We start from the raw sequence: 20,899 nt of genomic DNA, 5'->3' as shown, positions 1-20,899 counted from the left end.
TAAAATTTATAACGAAAGGAGGCTTTTATAATGGTTTCACGCAGACAATTTACTAAAAATACCGTGACATTAGCGTTTATGGGGTTGAGCAGTAGTTTACTCGGCTGTGCAATTTCGCCGTCGAGTAATTCAAACCGTGCTAGTACCCCCAGTGTGCGCGGTTATGGTGATTTAGTTGAAGATCCAAAAGGGTTAATTGATCTGCCAAAAGGATTTAGTTACCGCGTTATATCTTCTTTGAATAATGAAATGAGTGATGGTTTAACAGTACCCGATCGCGCCGATGGTATGGGCTGTTTCGCGCTTGATGAAACCCGAGTTGCGCTTGTGCGTAATCATGAATTAAGCCCAAAGCATTTAGATGATGCATCAAATGAGATTAAACATCACGTAAGCGACCTTGCTTATGACTCGCAACGTAGCAAAGTTGCACTCCCTGGAGGGACCACTCACATCATTTATAATTTGCGCACGCAAAAAGTAGAGCGTGAGTTTTACAGTTTAGTTGGCACGATTCGAAATTGTGCGGGCGGCACAACACCATGGGGAAGCTGGCTAACGTGTGAAGAATCGGTGGCGACACCCGATGGTGAAATAAACAAATCCCATGGTTATATATTTGAGGTGCCGGCAACTGCTACGGGCTTGGTAGAGGCAAAACCACTTCGCGCTATGGGCCGTTTTAATCATGAAGCGGCTGCAGTTGATCCGCGTACAGGCATTGTCTACCTCACAGAAGATAGAGGCGATAGTTTGTTTTATCGCTTTATTCCTAAAGTAAAAGAAAAATTGCACTTAGGTGGTCAATTACAAGCACTTGTTTTTAAACACAGCAAACAGTTCGATACACGCAATTGGCAGTTAACCACTTTGCCAATTGCGAAGTGGTTTGAAGTGGAATGGATAAACCTTGATAACCCTGAAAGCCCAGAAGATGACCTGCGCAAACGCGGCTATGAAGCGGGTGCAGCGGTTTTTGCTCGTGGAGAAGGCATTCATTTTGGCGAAAACGAACTTTATTTTTGCTGCACCAATGGTGGTACAAAGCAGCTTGGTCAAATAATGCGATATCAACCGTCTGCTTTTGAAGGCACGGATAACGAGGCAGAGCACCCCGCATTATTACAACTGTTTTTAGAAAGTAGCGATGAATCACTATATAACTTTGGCGATAACTTAACAGTGATGCCAAATGGCCATTTATTGGTATGTGAAGACCAATATAGTTTATTTCCTGATAACTATTTACGCGGTGTAACGCCAAGTGGGGCAGTTTATCCATTTGCCAAAATAAATATTAATACAGAGCCTGCAGGGGCGTGTTTTTCGCCAAATGGTGAGGTGTTATTTGTTAATTTGTATTCGCCTACGCGCACATTGGCAATTACGGGTCCTTGGCAAAATTTTATAAATGAAGCAGCCGAAGCATAAACTGTTAACAACATAAGTTGACCTTTGTTGTTTGTTTTTGCAAGGTAATAGCTTTATTTCTCGTTACTGGTTTTTACATGTTTAGTTCAATTAATGCGCTGGGTAAATCTATGCTATATGTGCTTTTTATTATTAGCTTTAATCTTAACGCCGCGGATCCGAAATTAACGATAAAGCCAATACAAAATGGGGTTTATGAGCATATTTCCTATCAGCACGTTGGTCAGTGGGGCAATGTTTCTGCACGTGGGTTAGTTGTTGTTGACGGTAAAGAGGCTTACATGATTGATACGCCTTGGTCGAACAGCGACACCGAAAAACTGATTAATTGGACAAACGAGCAAGGCTTTACACTGAAAGCCGCTGTTGTGACGCATTTTCATCAAGATGCAAGTGGCGGATTGACTGCACTAAACCAGCGAAATATTCCAACTTATGCCTATAAAAAAACGAATCAGTTATTAGAAAAACATAAAGGGCTGTCGGCAACACATATTATTGAAGAGGATAAGTTTTCGCTGCTCAAAGATAAAATAGAGGTATTTTATCCTGGTGGCGGGCATACCGCTGACAATATTGTTGTATGGCTTGAAAAGCCACAAATTCTCTTTGCAGGCTGTTTTGTAAAGGGGCTTAACAGTAAAAATTTGGGCAACCTTGAAGATGCGCGTGTTTCAAAGTGGCCAACATCAATTGAAAATACGCTCAGTGCGTATCCGAATATCAAGCATGTATTTCCGGGGCACGGTCGCGCTGGCGATCAATCGTTACTACTTCATACCGCCAAACTAGCCAAAAACTACTTGGCAGAGCAAAATAAATAATTAGCTCAGGGGCAATAATTTAAGCGCACTAAGGTGCGCTTTTTATATTCGCCAGCAAGTCATTAATTAGTTCTTCGCGGTCGTTTTTTATACGCGTTAAAAGCTGCTCTGGTAGGTTTAAATTCTCACCGTGTTTACTGCTCCACACAATCATTTCAAGCAATATTGGCAAGGTATCTTTACCCGCTTGAGTAAGTGTATACAGCTTTTTTCGTTTATCGCTTTGCGCTGTTTGCTTACTTATTAAACCAACACTTTCTAGTTTTTCTAGCCTGCTCGATAAAATATTTGTTGCCATTTTCTCTTCAGAGTTTTGTAACTCCGAATAAGAACTTTTATTGAAGAAAATCAAATCCCTTAGGATCAGTAAGCTCCATTTATCACCAAGGTGATCCAACACATTCGAGATAGGGCAAAGTGATCGTTTACTCATAAGTATGCTCATTGAATAAGTTTTAGAGATTTTAATTTACTTGCAAACTGCAAGCAAATAATTTAACTTGCAAAATGAAAGTTAAATTTACAACTATATTTGAGAGTATTTATGAGCAAACCACATATTAATGTTGCAGCGTTAATCAAGCCTCACTGGTCAGCACAAGACAGAGAAAAAGTTGAGGCCGTTATCGCCTTTGTTCAACTGATAATGAATGACCACAATTTTGACCAAGTGACCAAACAATACGGACAAAATAGTTATAGGCAACATAATCGCACCATCGCTGATAATATTGAGGGTGTAGTTAAAGCGGTAAGCGATCTTGTAAAAACGGCGCCGGAGTTTAGTTACGATGTTAAACATGCGTTTGTTGATGGGGATTACGTTATTATTCATTCGCATGCAACGCTAAAACGTAAACATCGTGGCGATGATACCCAAGGTTTTAATATTATCGATACATGGCGCTTGGAAAATGGCAAATTGGTTGAGCATTGGGATGCCGTGCAAGGTTTAAGTTTTTCGATGCGCCTTTATAGTTTGATGGTTGGCGGTAAAATGCGTAATAGTAATGGCGTGTTTTAGCTTATAGGTATTAACTTAAAGGTGTTAACAGTAAAGATGGCGTTAATTTATAGCTGTTTAGATATAAAAATTCTTTTCTAACCATCCATGATGCATTCTTGTCTATTTTTGTTACACAACAAAAATGAAACACGAGTTTATTGGGAATAAATTTGAACAGCGAAGCTGGCCGGCAGGAAGCCTAGAATCATCTGAGCTTCGTAGCTTGAGCAAGTGAGGTGTGTGGCATACATGGTCGTAAGGCATTAGAATAATGCAGGAGCGATTATCGAGGTGACCGATGGAACAAAGCTTCATGGAGGAATTCTTAACTCAGCTTCATAACATGCTTAGTTGCGATAAGGCAGATCAGAGCGAATAGCAGTCATTAGAAATTTATTTTTCAGCACCGACTTTATGTCCAGTTGCTATGAGTTTCTCCTATATTCAGGAAACGACCCATTTGGTCGTCTTTATCCTCTTCATAATTTCTATAATGATTAAAAGTATATCTGTAGCAACAAGTTAGTAAGTGTGATAGAACTGGTGCAATGACAAAAATAACCCGTGGCTCGGTAAAAAAACAACCCATTGGGTCGATATTAAATTGTTATGTATTCAATCATTATACGGAGATTCAATGGCACAAGGTGTAGTTTCAGACAATTGGTCACTTCAAGATATTTCAAGCCTTTTAGTATCAGGTATGGATGATAGCTCAGCAGATGAGATCATAGTTAAAGATAAAAGTTATTCATATAATCCAATTTCATTTGCTTCTGTTCAAACAGAAGCACTTTTTGATTTTATTACTGACTTAGTCCTTCGCGATGAAATTTTGGTTGATAAGAGCTTCACACATGCTTGGACTGCTTCAAATAGTCCGATTTTAAAAGCGAAAGAGCAAGGGGTTGTTAGAAGCTATCCATTTTTAAATGAATCTGAAAAATTAGCCTTACCAAAAAGTCGAATAATTGAGCATATGTGCTCAAATGAGTCTCTAAAAAAATCACATCAAGAAAACATAACTAGTTGGAAAGAGACCCAACAAGTTACGCATCCGCTACTCTCAGCAACTATGTGGGGCGGAGCTGGAATGTGTGCAAGAAGTTTTGTTTATGAAAAGAGTTATACACCACACCCTTTGAGAAAAAGATTTTTTGTTAATTCAGGTTTCATGTTGCCTGCTGGTGATGCACTTCATCAGGTGACGTCATTTTTGAATGATGAGCAGATGAAAGTTTCTAAGAAAATTTATGGAATAGACTCTCTGTATTCTTTGTTTATAAATATGCCTGCGATCCCGCTCCGAGTAATACAAGACTCATCGTCAATACCTCAACTTATTGAAGTAGCTTTAGAAATGAGAAACGATTTCTTAAATCTCCGGGAATGGCTTAAGCAATTTCAAAATGCGCTATCAAATGATGATATCAATGAGATTAATAATTACCGAAAACAATTGGATTCGGTATCACAAAATGTAAGTGCAAAAATTGGGTTAGGGGCAACAGGTAAGCCAGTGACAATGGAAGCTGGCATGGGGATTTTTAAGATTGCAACTCAAGTTAATCCTATCAATGCTCTCAAAAATCAGTTTGGTGTTAGAGCAACTCTGAATAAATTAATTTTTGGTTCAAATGGGAAACCGGAAATGAAAAAGTTTGTGAAAATGTTCGATCAACATAATACATCCATCGGTTATGACATTGAACGCCATTTCACTAAAAATACATAACAAGTTGCTTAAACGGAATAAAGACAGTTGGTCATCGCTTCGCGATTATAGCCAACTATTTTTATCCGCTTAACGCGGCGTTAGGGTTATAGGGAAATATTAATTATGGACGCAGTATTACCAAGGGAACGCAATTACATTCAGATCTTTATGGCATCCTTAGCGCCTCTTCCTGTTGTATTGTTTATGGCAGCCCAAGCTGAAGGCTTAGGGGCATTTATGCCCATTGTTATCCTAGTCGTTATGTTGGCTTCATTTGTGTTTTGGTTTAAAAATGGTACCAAGCCTTCTGCCTGGATTAAAGCCGGTACTTTGTATATTCGTGATGGTGCTTTCAGTGAAATCAGAATTCCGCGTAACAAAGTCCAATCTATGCGTTACGAGTCTCACCACTTTCAGTACATATCAAAAGGGCGCACCGGTGAAACTGTGCCGATGCATAAGCTATTCGTCAAAATGGAAGGGTTCCAAGAGTGGGATGTTCCTATCAAGGACATGGTTGAGCTAGGTGCTGAACTAAGGCTGTATAAGTTTATTAAAGACAATTTTTACGATGTTGTTTTGGCTAAAAAGCCCTAACAATCGCATCAATTCGCGCCCCGCATGCGGGAGTTTGCTTTCATCGACCATCGATCAAGGATCCAGGTAATAAATGTTTATAAAAATAGTTAAGACGTTTTTGATTTGTCTGTTTTGCATAATTACTCTAGGAGTGTTTAATGCTTATGTGTTCGTTCCTGACCTACAGCGACATGGCGAGATTGTGGCCTATCGAGGAGGCGGAAGTGCAGTTAACTATGAAAAATTAAAAAAAACTGGCTGTACCTCCCTTTCAATAAACGCATCAAAGGTCAATTCAGTTGAAAACACACTAGAAGCTGTGGCGTCTTCCGTTGCAGCGGGGGCTAACGTAATTCATCTAAATGTTCACAGAACGCGTGATGATCAACTGGTTGTTTTTCATGACTGGACGTTAGATTGTGCTACAAATGGGTCTGGGCCAGTACATAAAACATCGTTTGAGCAGTTGAAAAATCTTGATGCAGGATATGGATATACATTTGATGATGGTGCGACTTTCCCATTTAGAGGAAAAGGTTTTAGGATTTCCAAGTTAGAGGCGTTTTATGAGCGGTATCCAAAGCATGAGTTTTGGTTAAACCTAAAGAATAACGACATACGATCATTCGAAACTCTATATGAGTATTTAGCTGGAAAAAAGTCTAACCATATTGTAATTACCTCTTCAAAAGGTATGGAGTGGTTTCGAAACAAGGATTCATCTTTACGGTTAGCAAGCGTTGGTAGTGTAAAGAGTTGCGGAATAAATTACCTTTTAGTTGGATGGGCTGGATTAGTTCCCGAGTCCTGTAGGAACACCATTCTTTTTATACCTCCCTCGATGACAAAGTTTTTTTGGGGCTATCCTGAACGCCTCGCATCAAGATTACAGAGCTATGGTTCGGATGTTTATCTTTGGTCTCGACATGAATCGATTACCCAATCCTACGATGACGCTGTCGCATCGGGTGTTGGAGTTATCACGAGTGATCTTGATTTTATTCGCGCAACACAAGCTAACAAACGCGTCAATTAAGACGCCCGCTAGCTCAAAGCTATTACGGCGTTACGAATAACATTTGTTGGCACTTTTAAGCCTTTAATGGCGACTGTAAAAGGGGCTGATCATTCACCAAACTGTAAAATGATCAGCCTAATAGGAATGCAACAGTTAGTTGTAGGCGCCACTTGCATAATGTAGCTCGTAGCTGTGGCTGTATATTTCTAAAATATTGCCAAATGGGTCTTCCATGTAAATCATACGGTAAGGCTTTTCACCAGGGTAGTAATAGCGTGGTTTTGCCATGCGTTTTTTACCGCCAGCAGCAACGATTTTTTCAGCCAGTCCTTCTACATCTGGGTCTTGCACACAAAAGTGGAAAATACCTGTTTTCCAATATTCAAAGTTATCTTCGGGGTTTTCTTGGTTCTTAAATTCAAATAATTCAACACCAATACGGTCACCAGTAGATAAATGGGCAATGCGAAAACGCTGCCAGCCAACACCAAACACATCGGTGCACATCTCGCCAATTGGCGAGTCGTCTTCAATAATTTCAGTGGGTTTCATAATTAAATACCAGCCTAACACCTCAGTGTAGAATTTTACTGCGGCTTCTAGGTCAGGTACTGAAATACCAATGTGTGAAAAACTTCTAGGGTACGTGTGTGACATTGTGTTTCCTTTTTTAACAAGAAAAATTACTTGTGCTAAGCCTAGTTAATCCACTAAATTAATTGAAATTATTAAATTTTAGAAAACCTATAATTTAAAATTATGATGTTAAATAACATATGGTTAAAAACTTATATCACCCTAGTTGAGACAAAAAGTTTTACCAAAACCGCAGATTTATTAGCAATGACACAACCGGGTGTTAGCCAACATTTGCAAAAGTTAGAGAGTTATTGCGGCCAAGCTTTAATAAAGCGCTATGGCAAAGCATTTGAAATTACCGAGCAAGGAAAGTTGGTATATGACTATGCATTGTCGACGTTTAAGGGGCAGATTGATTTACTTGAGCAACTTAGCTTTGATGATAAACACAGTGGGGTGTGCCGTATTGCATGCTCTGGTGCAAATGCATTATCTCTGTATGAAAAGCTTATTGCACAACAAGTTAAGTTGCCAAAGCTGGTGTGCGAGCTTGAAATTGCACCAAACGAACGTATTTTAGAGCACATACAACAAGGCTCAATTGATTTAGGCATTGTTAACCACTATTCAGCTGATAAAGGGTTTTCAGCAATGCGCTTAAGTCATGAAAAAATTTCTGTGGTGATGGCAAAAGCTTGGCAAGATACGATTACATCGTTTGATGATTTATGCCAACGCGGATTTATTAATCACCCAGATGGCAAGCACTACCTAAGCATGGTGTTTAATCAACTTGATAAACACCCTGGCAGTATGGAACTTATGCCAGTTATCGGTTATATCAACCAGCTAAATCAAATCCTGTTACCAGTATCAAAAGGGTTGGGTTTTACCGTTTTACCGCAAGTAGCAATTGCTCATTCACCTTTTAAAGACGTGCTTTGTGAATTTGAATTACCTAAACCAATTTCACAGCCAAGGTATTTAGTTAAAAAATATCAACGGGACTTACCTGCTCGTTTCGATTCAGTCATCGATTTGATAAGTGAGCATTTTGACAGTTCAAGCAACGTATTATAAAAGTAATTGGGAAATAATCTCGTGCATTACCGGTAATACCGATAACACCAATAAACCAGCCATGAATAAATTAAATATGCGCCTGTGGCTTTGGCTATTGAGTGCGTTTTGCAGCATAGAGCCGAATAACAACCACACGCCAACACAGGGGAACGACACAATAAAAAATGTCAGTGAGATAATTAATTGCTGAGTTAATAAGTCGCCACCACTTGAGGTAAATGCTGCAATAGCACCTGTTGCAACAATCCATGCTTTGGCATTTACCCATTGAAACAGCGCACCTTTCATAAACGAAAAAGGCGTCGCTTGACGGCTTTTTTCAACATCTGAGCTGCTACTTGCAATAAGCCAGGCTAAATAAAGTAAATAGCCAACACCTACACATTTAATAATGAAATGCAGTGTGGGATAAAGGGCAAAAAGCTGGGCAAAACCAAACCCTACAACCAGCAGCATTAAGCTAAAACCAATACAAATTCCTAACAACAGTGGCAAGCTTTTTTGAACACCAAAATTTACCCCAGAGGTCATCACCATAATATTGTTAGGACCCGGTGTAACCGATGATGAAATAGCAAAAAGCGTCACTGCCAGCAAGTAATCCATGTAAATTCCTTAAATTGACTTTGCGTGAGTTAAGCGCGTGTTTTGCTCACGGGTACGCAAATATAAATAAAGTGGTAAGCCACATGACACGCCCACACATAATGTGCCCACAAGCGCTAAGTACCAATACGCAACTTTATTTGTTTTTGCATCGACAATAATAAACACAATTAAGGTAATTGCGGCGATTAACACATCAAGCCAAGCGAATAAGCTAATAGGGTTAGCCGATGCCAATTCAACAAATAAAGATATATTTGCGCCATTTTCGATTAGCCAAGGTAGAAACGTACCATAAGGAATAATGCTGCCTAAAAGTGCAGCTGTGAGATAAAAGTACTTCATACTATGTTGAACATCCATTTCATGTTTTGTGCGATAACCAAAATTAGCCAAGGCGTATTTTGCGCTACAGATTAATTTATATTTTGCCAGTGCTCAATTGAACAATTCTTATTCATTTATCGCAAGTTAAAATTTTTTATGAAATCGTGATAATTTTGTGAGATTTCGGTGATGGCATTGAGAACTTTGTTTTTCATAGTGAAAGGGTCAAAAACAACCGAGAACAAATTATGAAGACACAAATCCTTTCACTTTTTGCTACTAGTGCACTTCTTGCAGCTGGCAATGCAAGTGCTGCAGATATAGATGTAAAAATTACTAACTTAACCCAAGGCATTTATTTCACGCCGTTACTTGTTACGGCGCATTCGAACGATGCCATGTTATATAAATTAGGTGAAGCGGCTTCACCTGAACTGCAAGCAATGGCCGAAGGCGGCAGCTTAGATGGGCTTGTAGCTATGGTAAATGGTATTGGCGCAGATACCATGGCAAACCCAGCGGGTGGTTTACTTGCCCCAGCCATGAGTACCATGACCAACTTAATGACAGCTGACGGCAATACCCAATTATCAATTGTCGGTATGATGCTGCCAACCAATGATGGCTTTGTTGGCCTAAACAGCTGGAGTATTCCAAGCGAAGTGGGTACTTACACCATTTATTTAAATGCCTACGATGCGGGCACAGAAGCCAATAATGAGTTAGTAAAAAATGGATCTGGCGCACCGGGTGAACTTGGTATTCCGGCGTCTCCTGGGGTTGCTCCTGGCGAAAATGGCACAGGCGTTACCACTAGCGAAGAGAATAAAATGATCCATGTTCACCGCGGAAACCTTGGCGATGACAATGCTTCTGGTGGTAGTAGTGACTTACATAACACAGTTCACCGCTGGTTAAACCCAGTTGCGAAAGTAACCGTCACTGTGAAGTAATTGGGGGTCATTATGAGACTTAGTAAAATTTTGATCCCAGCAGCATGTTTAGCGCTTGTTGCCTGTGGAGATGACGATAACGACAAAATGACGGTTGAGCCACCAGTAATCACGCCGCCAACCACAATGACTTATGAATTTATGGTAACTGCCGTGAATTTAACGCAGGCACAACCGATGTCGCCGCTAGGCAGTGCTTTACATACCTCTGGTCAATTTTGGCAAATTGGTGAAATGGCATCTGAGCCACTTGAAGTACTGGCAGAATCCGGTGATAACTCGGGCCTTTTGGCTTTAGATGTGGTGAATGCTAGCACATCAAGTGATGGCGTATTAATGCCGGGGCAAAAAGTTGAGCTAATGCTCACAAGCGAGATGCTAGAAGGCCAAAAATTATCATTAATTTCGATGATGGTGAATACAAATGATGGCTTTACCGGTCTTAATGCCATAGATGTTTCTTCAATGAGTGTAGGGGATATGCAGTACTATAAAACCTTTGCTTATGATGCGGGCACAGAAGCCAACTCTGAAGCGCCAGGTACCATACCGGGGCCAGCTGATGGAGGTGAAGGCTTTAACAGTGCACGCGAAGAAATAAATAAAGTTGCGATGCATCCAGGTGTTGTTGGACAAGATGATGGGCTGAGTACTTCAGTATTAACCAGTCTTCATAAATTCGACAACCCGCTATTGGCTGTCACCGTAACACGCGTTAAATAGGCCGGCGATTTGTTTTGCCACGTTGAATAGTGTGCTGCAGTAAACCCGAGTTAGCACTTTAAAACACTGTAGCGCACTTATTTAGTGTACCTTGTTGTTGTCTTCGTCGGCCTATCTTATTTCTATAATAAGCAGAGGTGTGATGATGCAACACTCGGTACTGATTGTTGAAGATGATCACGATATTGCGGGGTTACTGCAAGTTCATTTAAATGAACTTAACTTGCATGTCGATCATGTTACAACTGGTGAAGCGGCACTGGCCCAATTAGCAAAACAAGATTATCAAATTATCTTACTGGATATAATGTTACCCACAGTAGACGGGCTAACCTTATGCCGCGAAATAAAAACCAAAATGCCCGAGGTGAGCGTGGTACTACTCACATCTAAAAGCAGTGAAATGGATCGTATTATTGGCCTTGAAATGGGCGCAGACGACTATATTTGCAAACCGTTTAGCTATCGTGAATTTCAAGCGCGTATTAAAACGCAAATCAGGCACATCCGCTTATTACAGCAAAGCCAAGCACAAAGCATGCAAAACAGTGAGCAACCGCAGGTGCTTAATTGTGGTGCGCTACACATCGACCCCTTTAGCCATGAAGTGCGTTTTCAAGGGGAAGATTTACCACTTACCGCAACCGAATTCGACTTAATGGTGTTTTTTGCAAAACACCCTAACCAAGTGTTTTCAAGAAGCCAATTATTAGAGTCAGTTTGGGGCTACGACCATAGCGGTTATGAACATACCGTAAACTCACATATCAATCGACTGCGAGGCAAACTTGAAAAGCATGCTAAACAACACGTTATTGAAACGGTTTGGGGCGTTGGTTACAAACTCAATGCTAAGTCTTTGGCTGTTGCGGCACTATGAAAAACTCGCTGTATACTAAGCTCTCACTTACATTAGCGAGCATATTTATTCTTACTGCCAGCCTTTTTTTATGGTGGACACAAAGCGTATCGCAAGTAAGTCGAGCACAGGCAGAGCAAGCGCTGCACTTGGGTTTGGCCGAACATTTAGCCAATGATAACCCACTGCTAAAGCAAGGAGTATACGACTACAAGGCATTGGAAAACTTATTCCATACCTTAATGGTACTTGGCCCTGCGTTTGAGTTTTATTTTGTTGACCCGAGTGGCAAATTACTGACGTTTTCAGCCAAACCAGGGCAAGTTAAACGCCAGTTTATCGATTTAGCGCCGCTTGTTACCTTAATTGAAGACCAGTCTAATTTACCGATTTACGGTGATGATCCGCGCAATTTTGATCACAAAAAGATTTTTTCAGTTGCCCCTGTGTATAACGGCGATACCCTACAAGGTTATTTGTACGTGATTATTGGCTCGTCGATTTACGATTCTATATTTGCGTCGATTAAAAGCTCAGAGCAAATTCTAGTAAGCAGTATCTGGTTAGTATTAGGTTTAGGGTTTTTGCTCATTAGCATGTTGGTGGTGTTTCGCACTATTACTAAACCACTTAGAACTTTAAGTAGTTTTATTCAAAAAGTGGATAAAACGGAATTTGATATTTCAGAACTGCCTTTATTGGATTGGCCAGAACACCACAATGAAATTCATCAATTAGGTGCGGCGGTAAATCGCATGCTTATCACTATCAATCAGCAAATGATGCAGCTAACAGCGCTTGATGAGCAGCGCCGAGAATTACTTGCGCATTTATCTCATGATTTACGCACGCCACTTGCCTCGCTGCAAGGCTATTTAGAGTTACTTAACAAAGAAACGCCCAATGCTAATGAAAAAGCCGCGCATTATTTAAATGTAACGCTTAAAAATTGCGGCCAATTAAAAGCCTTGATTGATCAAATTTTTGAACTCGCCCATCTTGAATCCGGCCAAACCAATATTAATCTGGAAGTGTTTAATTTAGGTGAGTTAATTTACGATGTGATGGCAAAGTTTGCCCTACGCGCTGAAAAAGCGGGCATACAATTACAAGTGCATCCAAAAGAATGCGATTTTAGTGTTTATTCAGATATTGCAAAGTTAGAGCGTATTTTGACCAATCTAATCGAAAATGCGCTACGTCATACTAATCAAGGAGGCACGATCAGTATCAAAGTCGTTTTAGAGTCACAGCTATACAAAATTGTTGTTGCCGATACCGGCGTGGGTATTAGCAGCGAAGATTTACCCTATATTTTTGAAGCGCGATACCGTGCAAGTAACAGCCTAGGCTGTAAAAAGTCCCATGCGGGGTTAGGGCTTGCAATAACAAACCGTTTAATTCAGCTGATTAAATCCGATATCAAAGTAAAAAGTGAACTTGGAAAAGGCACTGAATTCGCATTTACCTTACGCCCCTCCAAACCGGTTTAATGCTCATTTGGTATTAGTGGAACACGGATGTTCGCTATTTTAATTATTTGAACATTTTTGCCAGAAAGCTTATCTTTAGGGCATGTATGAGGACTCCCCTTATCCATTAAGCGTTTAACGTTAAAAGGTATTTCACTTCTATGATCTCTCATCGCGGCTTTACCTTAATTGAATTGATTTTAGTGATTGTTGTAATCGGCGTTTTAGCTGTCGTTGCAGCGCCTAAATTCCTTTCACTTAATCGTGATGCAAACATTGCAACACTTAAACAAGTAGCTGCAGGGTTAGAACAGCTTACCGATGGCATTTATGCCAAAGCTGTAATTCAACATAAACACAAAGTCAGCAATGAATCCGTTACTGTTAATGGGGTTACTATTAATACCTATTTTGGTGCGCCGCAAGAAATTTGGAACAACGCGTTGGGCAATTTAATGGACGGTGATTTTAGTTATGTGGGCAATGGGTATTTCGATTTAGGTGCTAGTTTAGTTGCAAGCTATAACTGCCAAGAGCGCTTATGTGTGATAGATCAAACCCCGGCATCGTATGTAAATAGCAGTATTCAGGGCTGGGGATTATTTATTTTCCCTAAAGGCTACAGCCTACAAGACGAATGCTATGCCTATTACGCCTTTGCTGAAAATGGCAGCCAAGTTACCAGTAAAGTGGCCTCTACCGTTGATACTGGCTGCTAGTTTAGATTAGCCGAATCACTTCTGCTGAATGCTAACACCTTCAAATTCGGCGAGTACCAATGGCTGCGCCTTTAAAAAGTGACTAAAAAAGCGCTGCATATGTTGTTTAACAATGTTATGCATGGTGTTTTTATCAACCTCGCTCGGATAACCAACAATCCAGCGGTTTTGGTCGGTAAAGTCATTATGCTGGCTGCCGTGAATTGATACCAAAATGCTGTCATTTTGGTTCGCGTGATAAATTGGCTCGAGCTGTGAGAAAGGATTTTCCGAGCGAAATAGTAACAGTGGTTTGTTTAGTGGATATAGTGCCACGTCACCCAATACGATACCATCCATATTTGCTGCGGCCTTGCATACTAACAGTTGCTGGCAGGCATTCATTGCCGCACTTGCTCCTAAGCTAAAACCCAGCATGCCAACATTGTTTAAATTGAGCTGATGCTCAAATTGCCAGCTTTCTTGCGTTAACCACTGATATGCAGCGAGCACGTCTTTGGCAATTTCAGGGGCAACGTTATTATCAAAGTATGCGCGACCAGCAGGAGTTTGCACATCGTGTTTGCCACTTGGTAAAAATAGCCCTTTTTGCTCGCCATTTTGAAAACTGGTAACGCCAGCCAAATAAGTATGGTTAATTGAAACCACGGCAAAGCCATGACTTGCGAGCTCCTCTTGCAGCTCGGTGTTGTCAGCATTAAAAAGTCCTAAGCCATGAGAGTAAAAAAGCACCGGCCAGCCATTTTCCTGATGATATGCGATCGGCGCTTTTGAATTTGACCAAGACAACATGCTTTGCAGCTCATGTTGCCTGGGGTGAATAGGTGCATCTTGTGGCCTCTGTGCAGATAGGTAATCAACTTGGTGTTGCCATTTATCAAAGTACGGATGGTAGAGCGTTGAACGTAATTGGCTTGGGTAATGCACACGAACCGTAAACTTACGCTGTTCGCCGAGCTCTGGAGCCAGTTTATCTTCGCGGTAGTCGGTAATATCAAACTCCATGATACCAACACGATATTGCCCGCTTGGTGCGGGGTAAACGTGTTGCGTAGATGGGTTGTCAAACAGTGCATCATCGCTATCACACGCAATTAATAACAGCGACAAACAAAGCGCAATAAGTGTTTTGTAGTTCATAAAGTTCTCCTTTTATTTAAAGGCTTTATGGTTCAGCGTTTCGCATTTGGTGTCGTCTTATTGGCGTTTTTGTACGTACAGATTCGCTAATATGTACTTAATACTTGGGATTTATACTCGCTTGGGGTGAGATTGCGATATTTTTTAAATGCCGCATTGAAGGTCGATTTAGCATTAAAGCCCGCTTGCATCGCAATTGTTAACATTGGCATATGTGGCTGATTTTTAATTAGGTTGCAAACATATTCAATTCGCCGTTGATTAATTAAATCAATAAATTTTATCCCCAAATGATGGTTTAACACCTGCGAGAGCAAATAGGGTTTCATTGCCAAGTGATCGGCAAAGGTTTGTAAACTCAGGTTGGGATCGGTAAAAAGCTGCTGCTCATCAAGTGAGGTTAAAATGTGCTCGGCAAGTAATGCATCTTCACTCGCGTGTAATTTTTCTTTGTGAGTGTTTGCCACTTGCTTAGCTTTAAAATCAAGTAGCTGGGGTTTTAGTAACAGCACATAGGTAATGCCATACATCACACAGCACATTAATAGTTGCGGTAAAGGCAAGCTGGTTTGCAAGAGGTATTGAAATGGAATAACAGAAATAGCTAAAAATAAGCTGGCGCATATTCCCCATAACAACAGAATATTCTCGTTGCTAAGTGTGGTTGAAAACCGCGCTTGTTGTTTGCGATATCGCCTTACTGTTATAGTTGCCCAAATGGCAAAATAAAGATAAATAACCAGTAAAAAGTAGCCCGATAATTCGTGACGCAATGACAACACTGTGCTTTTCGGATCGTAAAGAAAATCAATAACAGAAATGTTAAGTGCCAGCCAAGGCGCGAAGTAACATATAATTTCGCGCTTTGACGGCATCAAACCGATGCAGCTGCGAATAAAAACAAAAAATAAAATGGCGTAAATTGCTCCCCAACATGCGTTTAGTCGCGATGAAAGCCAATTAAGCTGACCGGCAAATACTAAAAAGAGATCTAAAGCAAACACTAAATGGATCAGCATCAAAATTTTAAACTGCTGAATTTGTTTCGATTTATTGTACAAAAAGCCAGATAACACCAAACTCTGTGCAAAACCGGCTAATAGAATCGCTGTGATCACGTTTACTTCCCCACTCATACCGCTAGCGACAAACAATACCAAGGCTAATTGACAATAATGTTTAAACAAGCCCTTTGTGATAAATGCACAATGCTATGGGGCGGTTTAAAAAGGCGGGTTGTTGTTTTGAACTTTTTAACTTTGAATTACGTATCTAATGCTACAGTTCGTAACACGCTCGGTTGAAAATAGTGCTTAAAACCCTTTACTGGTTTACCCATGATTTACGCTTAAGTGATAATTCTGCGCTAGAATATGCGCTGAAAAACAGTGAACAAATCGCTTTTGTTTATGTGCTTGACCCCAGTACAAAAATTGCCAATAACTATCACAGCCAACTGCTAGGCGACCATCAAACGCGATTTATTTTAAATGCTCTACAAGAACTTGCCGATGAGCTGCAAGCACTAGGTCATCAGTTAATAGTGTTAGAGGGCGCGGCTCAAAGTGAAGTAAGTGAGTTTATTCGTGAGCATGACATAAATCAGCTGGTGGTTGCAGAGCAAGTAGGTGAATTCGAAAAGCGTAAGCTAGCTGAATTGCAAAGCACCCATTCAAAAGTTAACTTCACGCAGTTTTGGCAACATACACTGTTTTCACAGCATCAAATTGCTACCCTCGATTGTATGTCGGGCAGTTTTAGTAAATTTCGCAATAAAGTTGAGAAAAAGCCATTAACAGTTTCGGCACCAACCTCGTTGGAAAGCCCATTAACGCCAGAGCATTGGCCCAAAGCTATTAAGGTTGACAACAATTGTGCGCTGCTTGCTTGGTTTGAGCGTTATGGTGGGGCTTATACAATGCCCAATGAAATGCCTTTTTTTGCAGGAGAACACGCGGGTAAATATCACTTGGTGAGTTACTTAAACAGCGGCGCGGCAAAAACATACAAAGAAACCCGCAATGAACTTGATGGCTGGCACAACTCGACAAAATTTAGCCCTTATTTAGCGATAGGTAATTTATCGCCAAGGCAAATTTGGCATGCGGTATTACAATATGAACAATCAGACGGCGCCAACGAATCAACGTATTGGATTAAGTTTGAACTGTTATGGCGTGAATATTTTCAGTGGCTGAGCGTAAGATTAGGCGAGCGCCTTTATACGTTTTCAGGCCTCAGTGATACAAAACCGCTCACCAGCTTTTTTGCTGAGCGATATCAAAAATGGTGTAGTGGTAATACACCTTACCCGTTAGTTAATGCACTTATGAAACAACTTAACGCGACTGGTTATATGTCAAATCGTGGCAGGCAAATTGCGGCAAGTTGTTTTGTAAATGAGTTACAGCTTGATTGGCGCTATGGTGCTGCTTACTTTCAACAGCAACTGATTGATTTTGATGTGGCGTCAAATTGGGGTAATTGGCAGTACATTGCAGGCGTTGGTGTTGATCCGCATGGTGGGCGGCATTTCAATATTGAAAAGCAAACCGAGTTGTTTGATGCAAACGGCGTATTTATTCGAAAGTGGCAAGGCTCAGCGGTTGGCTCTTTGCTTGATGCTAATGATGCAGCAGATTGGCCAATCTTAAGCGATGTAACTTAAATGAGCATTGCAGTTGTTTGGTTAAAACGTGATTTACGCCTGTCTGATCACGCCCCTCTGTTTGAGGCAACAAAAACGGAGCTACCAGTATTATTGGTGTACTGTTTTGAAGACATGTTGCTTGACGATGCGAACTATTCTGAGCGCCATTGGCGCTTTGTCTCGCAGTCACTAAGCGATATGGCAAACAAACTGCCAACAGGCGCGTTGTATGTCGCAAAGGGGGATGCTCTAGCAGTATTTCAAGCGCTTAATCTTAAATACGTTATTTCGCAGGTGTTTTCTCATCAAGAAATAGGCCTTGATAACACCTTTGCGCGCGACAAAGCGTTTGCGACTTGGTGCAAAAACAATCAAGTTAGCTGGCATGAAACCCCTTTAGGGGCGGTACAACGGGGCTTAACCCATCGCACTCATTGGGATGAAAACTGGCAGCAGGTAATGCGCGCGCCTTGTTTGAATCTTGATTTAAACAAAGTTAACTGGTTTAAAAATAATGAGTTTGAATGTCAGTTGCCACATTTTGAAACGCGCTTTCAAAATATTCAGGGGCAGTTTCAAAATGGCGGAGAAAGCGAAGCATTTAATGTGCTTAACGACTTTTTTACCGCTCGCGGTAAAGAGTATGCATTTAACCTTTCAAGCCCAAGTTTAAGTCAAATTCATTGCTCGCGATTATCGCCGTATTTGGCGTGGGGCAATATTAGTTTGCGACAAGTGTATCAAACGGTACTCAGTCACTGGCAAGTTCCCGGCTGGCGTAGAAGCCTTGTTGCTTTTACATCGCGACTTCATTGGCATTGCCACTTTATTCAGAAATTTGAAAGCGAGTGTGAGATGGAGTTTCGCCACGTTAACAAAGGGTATGACGACTTACCACGGGTGACAGGTGAATTAGCAGAGCAAAGATTACACGCTTGGAAAACGGGACAGACTGGTATTCCAATGGTTGATGCCTGTATGCGCTGCCTAATTGAAACTGGTTATATAAATTTTCGCATGCGCGCCATGTTAGTGAGTTTTTTGTGTCATCACTTAGAGCTTGATTGGCGCGCAGGTGTAGCGCACCTTGCCAGTTTATTTTTAGATTTCGAGCCAGGTATTCATTACAGTCAATTTCAAATGCAAGCGGGTGTGACAGGTATTAATACCATTAGAATTTATAGCCCCGTAAAACAGGGGGAAGAAAAAGACGAAAAAGGCGTCTTTGTTAGAAAGTGGGTGCCTGAACTTTGTGAAGTACCAGCACCATTGATCCACAGCCCGTGGCAGTTATCACAAATGGAACAAATGATGTATGGCTTTACATTGGGTGAAGATTATCCTGAGCCGATTGTTGATGTAAAACAAAGCTATAAAGATGCACAAGCGTTACTTTGGTTATGGCGTAAAAAGCCAAAAGTCGTGATTGAAAGTAAGCGGTTACTTAATCGCCATGTTAGGCCAAATTAGTGAAAAAATCAGAACTACCCACAAAAATATGCCAAGTGTGTGAACGCCCATTTACATGGCGAAAAAAATGGCAGCGAGATTGGCACAATGTGAAATATTGCTCTAAACGCTGTGCGGGTAATCGACAAAAAGGAAAGCATAATGACCAGTGAGCTTCGTTTAATTTTGGGCGACCAGCTTAATGCTCAGCATTCTTGGTTTAAAGAAAAGTCGCACAATGTAACGTATGTGATTGCCGAGCTATATCAAGAAGCGAGTTACACCACCCATCATATACAAAAAATATCGGCGTTTTTTGCGGCAATGCATGCATTTGCTGGCGCATTAGAAAAAGCTGGTCATAAGGTGATTTACTTAACCTTAGACGACACGCAAAAGTACGCTGATTTACCCGACTTATTAAATCATTTAATCAAAGAGCACGGTATTCGTTCTTTTTGCTATCAATTGCCCGATGAGTACCGTTTACGTGCCCAGCTAACTGATTACTGTCAAAGCCTTTCTATTGACTACAAGGTATTTGATACCGAGCATTTTTACTTGGCTGATAATCAATTAGCCAGTTATTTCAAGCATGGTAAAAAACACCGGTTAGAGCATTTTTATCGCAAAATGCGCGTGGAATTTAATTTATTAATGAATGGCGATGAACCCCTTACGGGGCAGTGGAATTTTGATAGTCAAAACCGCAATAAGTTAAAAGCAAGTGATCTCGCCGATATTCCTGAGCCACTTGTTTTTGCTAATGATGTCAGTGACATTTTGGCGCGCATTGAAAGGCATGGCATTAAAACTATGGGTAAAGCGGAAAAACAATTGCTGTGGCCAATTAATCGCAGTCAAGCAAAGCAGCTGCTCGCCTTTTTCTGTAAAACGCTATTACCGAAGTTCGGTCAATTTCAAGATGCAATGACAGGCAAACTTATTGAGTTTGGTGAGGATAAAGGCTGGAGTTTATATCATTCAAGGTTATCGTTTGCCATTAATGCAAAAATGATAAGCCCCCATAGCGTTGTGAATGCTGCCATAGAGGCCTTTGAACAAAATGACGACATAGATATTGCACAGGTAGAAGGCTTTGTTAGGCAAATTTTAGGCTGGCGTGAATTTGTGCGCGGTATTTATTGGGCCAATATGCCCAATTACGCATCGCTTAATGCCCTTGATGCAAAATTGCCACTACCAAGTTGGTTTTGGAGTGGAAACACCAAAATGCGCTGCCTGTTTCATGCGATTACCCAATCACTTGATTATGCATATGCTCACCATATTCAACGCTTAATGGTTACGGGTAACTTTTGCTTAATAGCAGGTATTCACCCTGATGAGGTCGATGACTGGTATTTAGGCATTTATATCGACGCACTTGAGTGGGTAGAAATGCCAAATACGCGGGGGATGAGCCAGTTTGCCGATGGCGGTATTGTTGGTTCTAAAGCCTATGCCGCAAGTGGTAATTACATTAAAAAAATGAGCGATTATTGCAGCGATTGCCATTATAACGTAGCAAACACTGTGGGTGATGATGCTTGCCCGCTTAACTCACTTTATTGGCAATTTATGGATAAACATAAAGACAGTTTTACCAATAACCCACGCACTAAAATGGTGTTAAGTAACTGGCTTAAAAAACCACAAGGTGATCGCGATAAGGTGCTTAGTCGCGCGAACTTTTTACTGCAAAATCTTGAAAATTTGTAATCGATAACTTGTGGTTAAGCGTATAGCAAAGCAAATGATTTT

22 protein-coding genes are annotated in these 20,899 nt (G+C 40.8%); 16 read left to right on the top strand and 6 right to left on the bottom strand.

Going from position 1 to position 20,899, the window contains the following annotated elements; translation table 11 throughout:
• Positions 1–30: 30 nt before the first annotated feature.
• Positions 31–1,431, top strand: a complete 1,401-nt coding sequence (locus ACHSBP_RS17565; RefSeq protein WP_395389825.1) for an alkaline phosphatase PhoX — start codon at positions 31–33, stop codon at positions 1,429–1,431.
• Positions 1,432–1,541: 110 nt separating this feature from the next.
• A complete protein-coding gene (gene bla / locus ACHSBP_RS17560) occupies positions 1,542–2,255 on the top strand; it encodes a subclass B1 metallo-beta-lactamase (RefSeq protein WP_040642207.1) in 714 nt (237 codons plus the stop codon).
• A gap of 28 nt (positions 2,256–2,283) precedes the next feature.
• Here the strand turns inward: bla and ACHSBP_RS17555 are convergent, their stop codons facing one another.
• A complete protein-coding gene (locus tag ACHSBP_RS17555) occupies positions 2,284–2,688 on the bottom strand; it encodes a helix-turn-helix domain-containing protein (protein WP_084616563.1) in 405 nt (134 codons plus the stop codon).
• A gap of 111 nt (positions 2,689–2,799) precedes the next feature.
• On the opposite strand from ACHSBP_RS17555, the gene ACHSBP_RS17550 reads away from it, so the two are divergent.
• The 4 genes from ACHSBP_RS17550 to ACHSBP_RS17535 all read left to right on the top strand — a co-directional run bounded on the left by ACHSBP_RS17550 (position 2,800) and on the right by ACHSBP_RS17535 (position 6,593).
• Positions 2,800–3,279, top strand: coding sequence for a nuclear transport factor 2 family protein (locus ACHSBP_RS17550; RefSeq protein ID WP_010558339.1), 480 nt, complete (start codon positions 2,800–2,802; stop codon positions 3,277–3,279).
• A 619-nt stretch (positions 3,280–3,898) separates the two neighbouring features.
• Positions 3,899–4,996 carry a hypothetical protein gene (locus ACHSBP_RS17545; RefSeq protein WP_395389823.1) on the top strand — a complete coding sequence of 366 codons (1,098 nt, stop codon included), beginning with the start codon at positions 3,899–3,901 and terminating at the stop codon, positions 4,994–4,996.
• Between the two features lie 105 nt (positions 4,997–5,101).
• Positions 5,102–5,575: a hypothetical protein gene (locus ACHSBP_RS17540; RefSeq protein ID WP_395389821.1), complete on the top strand. Its 474-nt coding sequence runs from the start codon at positions 5,102–5,104 to the stop codon at positions 5,573–5,575.
• A 73-nt stretch (positions 5,576–5,648) separates the two neighbouring features.
• Positions 5,649–6,593 carry a glycerophosphodiester phosphodiesterase family protein gene (locus ACHSBP_RS17535; RefSeq protein WP_395389820.1) on the top strand — a complete coding sequence of 315 codons (945 nt, stop codon included), beginning with the start codon at positions 5,649–5,651 and terminating at the stop codon, positions 6,591–6,593.
• 135 nt (positions 6,594–6,728) lie between these two features.
• Here the strand turns inward: ACHSBP_RS17535 and ACHSBP_RS17530 are convergent, their stop codons facing one another.
• Positions 6,729–7,232: a lactoylglutathione lyase family protein gene (locus ACHSBP_RS17530; protein WP_395389819.1), complete on the bottom strand. Its 504-nt coding sequence runs from the start codon at positions 7,230–7,232 to the stop codon at positions 6,729–6,731.
• Between the two features lie 102 nt (positions 7,233–7,334).
• Here ACHSBP_RS17530 and ACHSBP_RS17525 point away from each other — a divergent pair, with 102 nt between their 5' ends.
• Entirely contained in the window at positions 7,335–8,234 is a 900-nt protein-coding gene (locus tag ACHSBP_RS17525) for a LysR family transcriptional regulator (RefSeq protein ID WP_395389818.1), read from the top strand.
• On the opposite strand, the gene ACHSBP_RS17520 is transcribed toward ACHSBP_RS17525, so the two are convergent.
• Complete coding sequence (locus ACHSBP_RS17520; protein ID WP_395389817.1) at positions 8,229–8,843, bottom strand: LysE family translocator; 615 nt, start codon at positions 8,841–8,843, stop codon at positions 8,229–8,231. The genes ACHSBP_RS17525 and ACHSBP_RS17520 overlap by 6 nt on opposite strands.
• Positions 8,844–8,852: 9 nt before the next feature.
• The gene (locus ACHSBP_RS17515; protein ID WP_395389816.1) at positions 8,853–9,188 is read right to left on the bottom strand and encodes a DUF2834 domain-containing protein; all 336 of its coding nucleotides are present in this window, start codon (positions 9,186–9,188) and stop codon (positions 8,853–8,855) included.
• Between the two features lie 230 nt (positions 9,189–9,418).
• Between ACHSBP_RS17515 and ACHSBP_RS17510 the strand changes: the two genes are divergently transcribed.
• The 5 genes from ACHSBP_RS17510 (at position 9,419) to ACHSBP_RS17490 (ending at position 13,896) form a co-directional block, all read left to right on the top strand.
• On the top strand, positions 9,419–10,123 hold the full coding sequence (locus tag ACHSBP_RS17510) for a spondin domain-containing protein (RefSeq protein ID WP_274761672.1): 705 nt from the start codon (positions 9,419–9,421) through the stop codon (positions 10,121–10,123).
• Positions 10,124–10,135: 12 nt separating this feature from the next.
• Positions 10,136–10,846, top strand: a complete 711-nt coding sequence (locus tag ACHSBP_RS17505) for a spondin domain-containing protein (RefSeq protein WP_395389815.1) — start codon at positions 10,136–10,138, stop codon at positions 10,844–10,846.
• A gap of 142 nt (positions 10,847–10,988) precedes the next feature.
• The gene (locus ACHSBP_RS17500) at positions 10,989–11,726 is read left to right on the top strand and encodes a response regulator transcription factor (RefSeq protein ID WP_395389814.1); all 738 of its coding nucleotides are present in this window, start codon (positions 10,989–10,991) and stop codon (positions 11,724–11,726) included.
• Positions 11,723–13,198 (top strand): sensor histidine kinase, encoded by a 1,476-nt coding sequence (locus ACHSBP_RS17495; protein WP_395389812.1) that lies wholly within the window; start codon positions 11,723–11,725, stop codon positions 13,196–13,198. The genes ACHSBP_RS17500 and ACHSBP_RS17495 overlap by 4 nt, the downstream gene beginning before the upstream one ends.
• A 140-nt stretch (positions 13,199–13,338) precedes the next feature.
• A complete protein-coding gene (locus ACHSBP_RS17490; protein WP_395389811.1) occupies positions 13,339–13,896 on the top strand; it encodes a type II secretion system protein in 558 nt (185 codons plus the stop codon).
• A gap of 15 nt (positions 13,897–13,911) precedes the next feature.
• Here ACHSBP_RS17490 and ACHSBP_RS17485 read toward each other — a convergent pair whose 3' ends face one another.
• Positions 13,912–15,036, bottom strand: coding sequence for a hypothetical protein (locus tag ACHSBP_RS17485; RefSeq protein WP_395389810.1), 1,125 nt, complete (start codon positions 15,034–15,036; stop codon positions 13,912–13,914).
• A gap of 86 nt (positions 15,037–15,122) precedes the next feature.
• The gene (locus ACHSBP_RS17480; RefSeq protein ID WP_395389809.1) at positions 15,123–16,154 is read right to left on the bottom strand and encodes a helix-turn-helix transcriptional regulator; all 1,032 of its coding nucleotides are present in this window, start codon (positions 16,152–16,154) and stop codon (positions 15,123–15,125) included.
• A gap of 191 nt (positions 16,155–16,345) precedes the next feature.
• Here ACHSBP_RS17480 and ACHSBP_RS17475 point away from each other — a divergent pair, with 191 nt between their 5' ends.
• The 4 genes from ACHSBP_RS17475 to ACHSBP_RS17460 are packed head-to-tail and all read left to right on the top strand — an operon-like array spanning position 16,346 to position 20,857.
• Positions 16,346–17,704 carry a DASH family cryptochrome gene (locus tag ACHSBP_RS17475; protein ID WP_395389808.1) on the top strand — a complete coding sequence of 453 codons (1,359 nt, stop codon included), beginning with the start codon at positions 16,346–16,348 and terminating at the stop codon, positions 17,702–17,704.
• Entirely contained in the window at positions 17,705–19,156 is a 1,452-nt protein-coding gene (locus ACHSBP_RS17470) for a deoxyribodipyrimidine photo-lyase/cryptochrome family protein (protein ID WP_395389806.1), read from the top strand.
• On the top strand, positions 19,156–19,308 hold the full coding sequence (locus ACHSBP_RS17465) for a DUF2256 domain-containing protein (RefSeq protein WP_010558322.1): 153 nt from the start codon (positions 19,156–19,158) through the stop codon (positions 19,306–19,308). The genes ACHSBP_RS17470 and ACHSBP_RS17465 overlap by 1 nt, the downstream gene beginning before the upstream one ends.
• The gene (locus ACHSBP_RS17460; protein ID WP_395389804.1) at positions 19,298–20,857 is read left to right on the top strand and encodes a cryptochrome/photolyase family protein; all 1,560 of its coding nucleotides are present in this window, start codon (positions 19,298–19,300) and stop codon (positions 20,855–20,857) included. The genes ACHSBP_RS17465 and ACHSBP_RS17460 overlap by 11 nt, the downstream gene beginning before the upstream one ends.
• Positions 20,858–20,899 lie beyond the last annotated feature (42 nt).

The sequence above is a fragment of the Pseudoalteromonas sp. XMcav1-K genome (genome assembly GCF_044005875.1).
In the GTDB taxonomy this organism is placed as follows: domain Bacteria; phylum Pseudomonadota; class Gammaproteobacteria; order Enterobacterales; family Alteromonadaceae; genus Pseudoalteromonas; species Pseudoalteromonas spongiae.
Note: the sequence above shows the minus strand (reverse complement) of the source record. Positions and strands in the feature narration are given on the sequence as shown.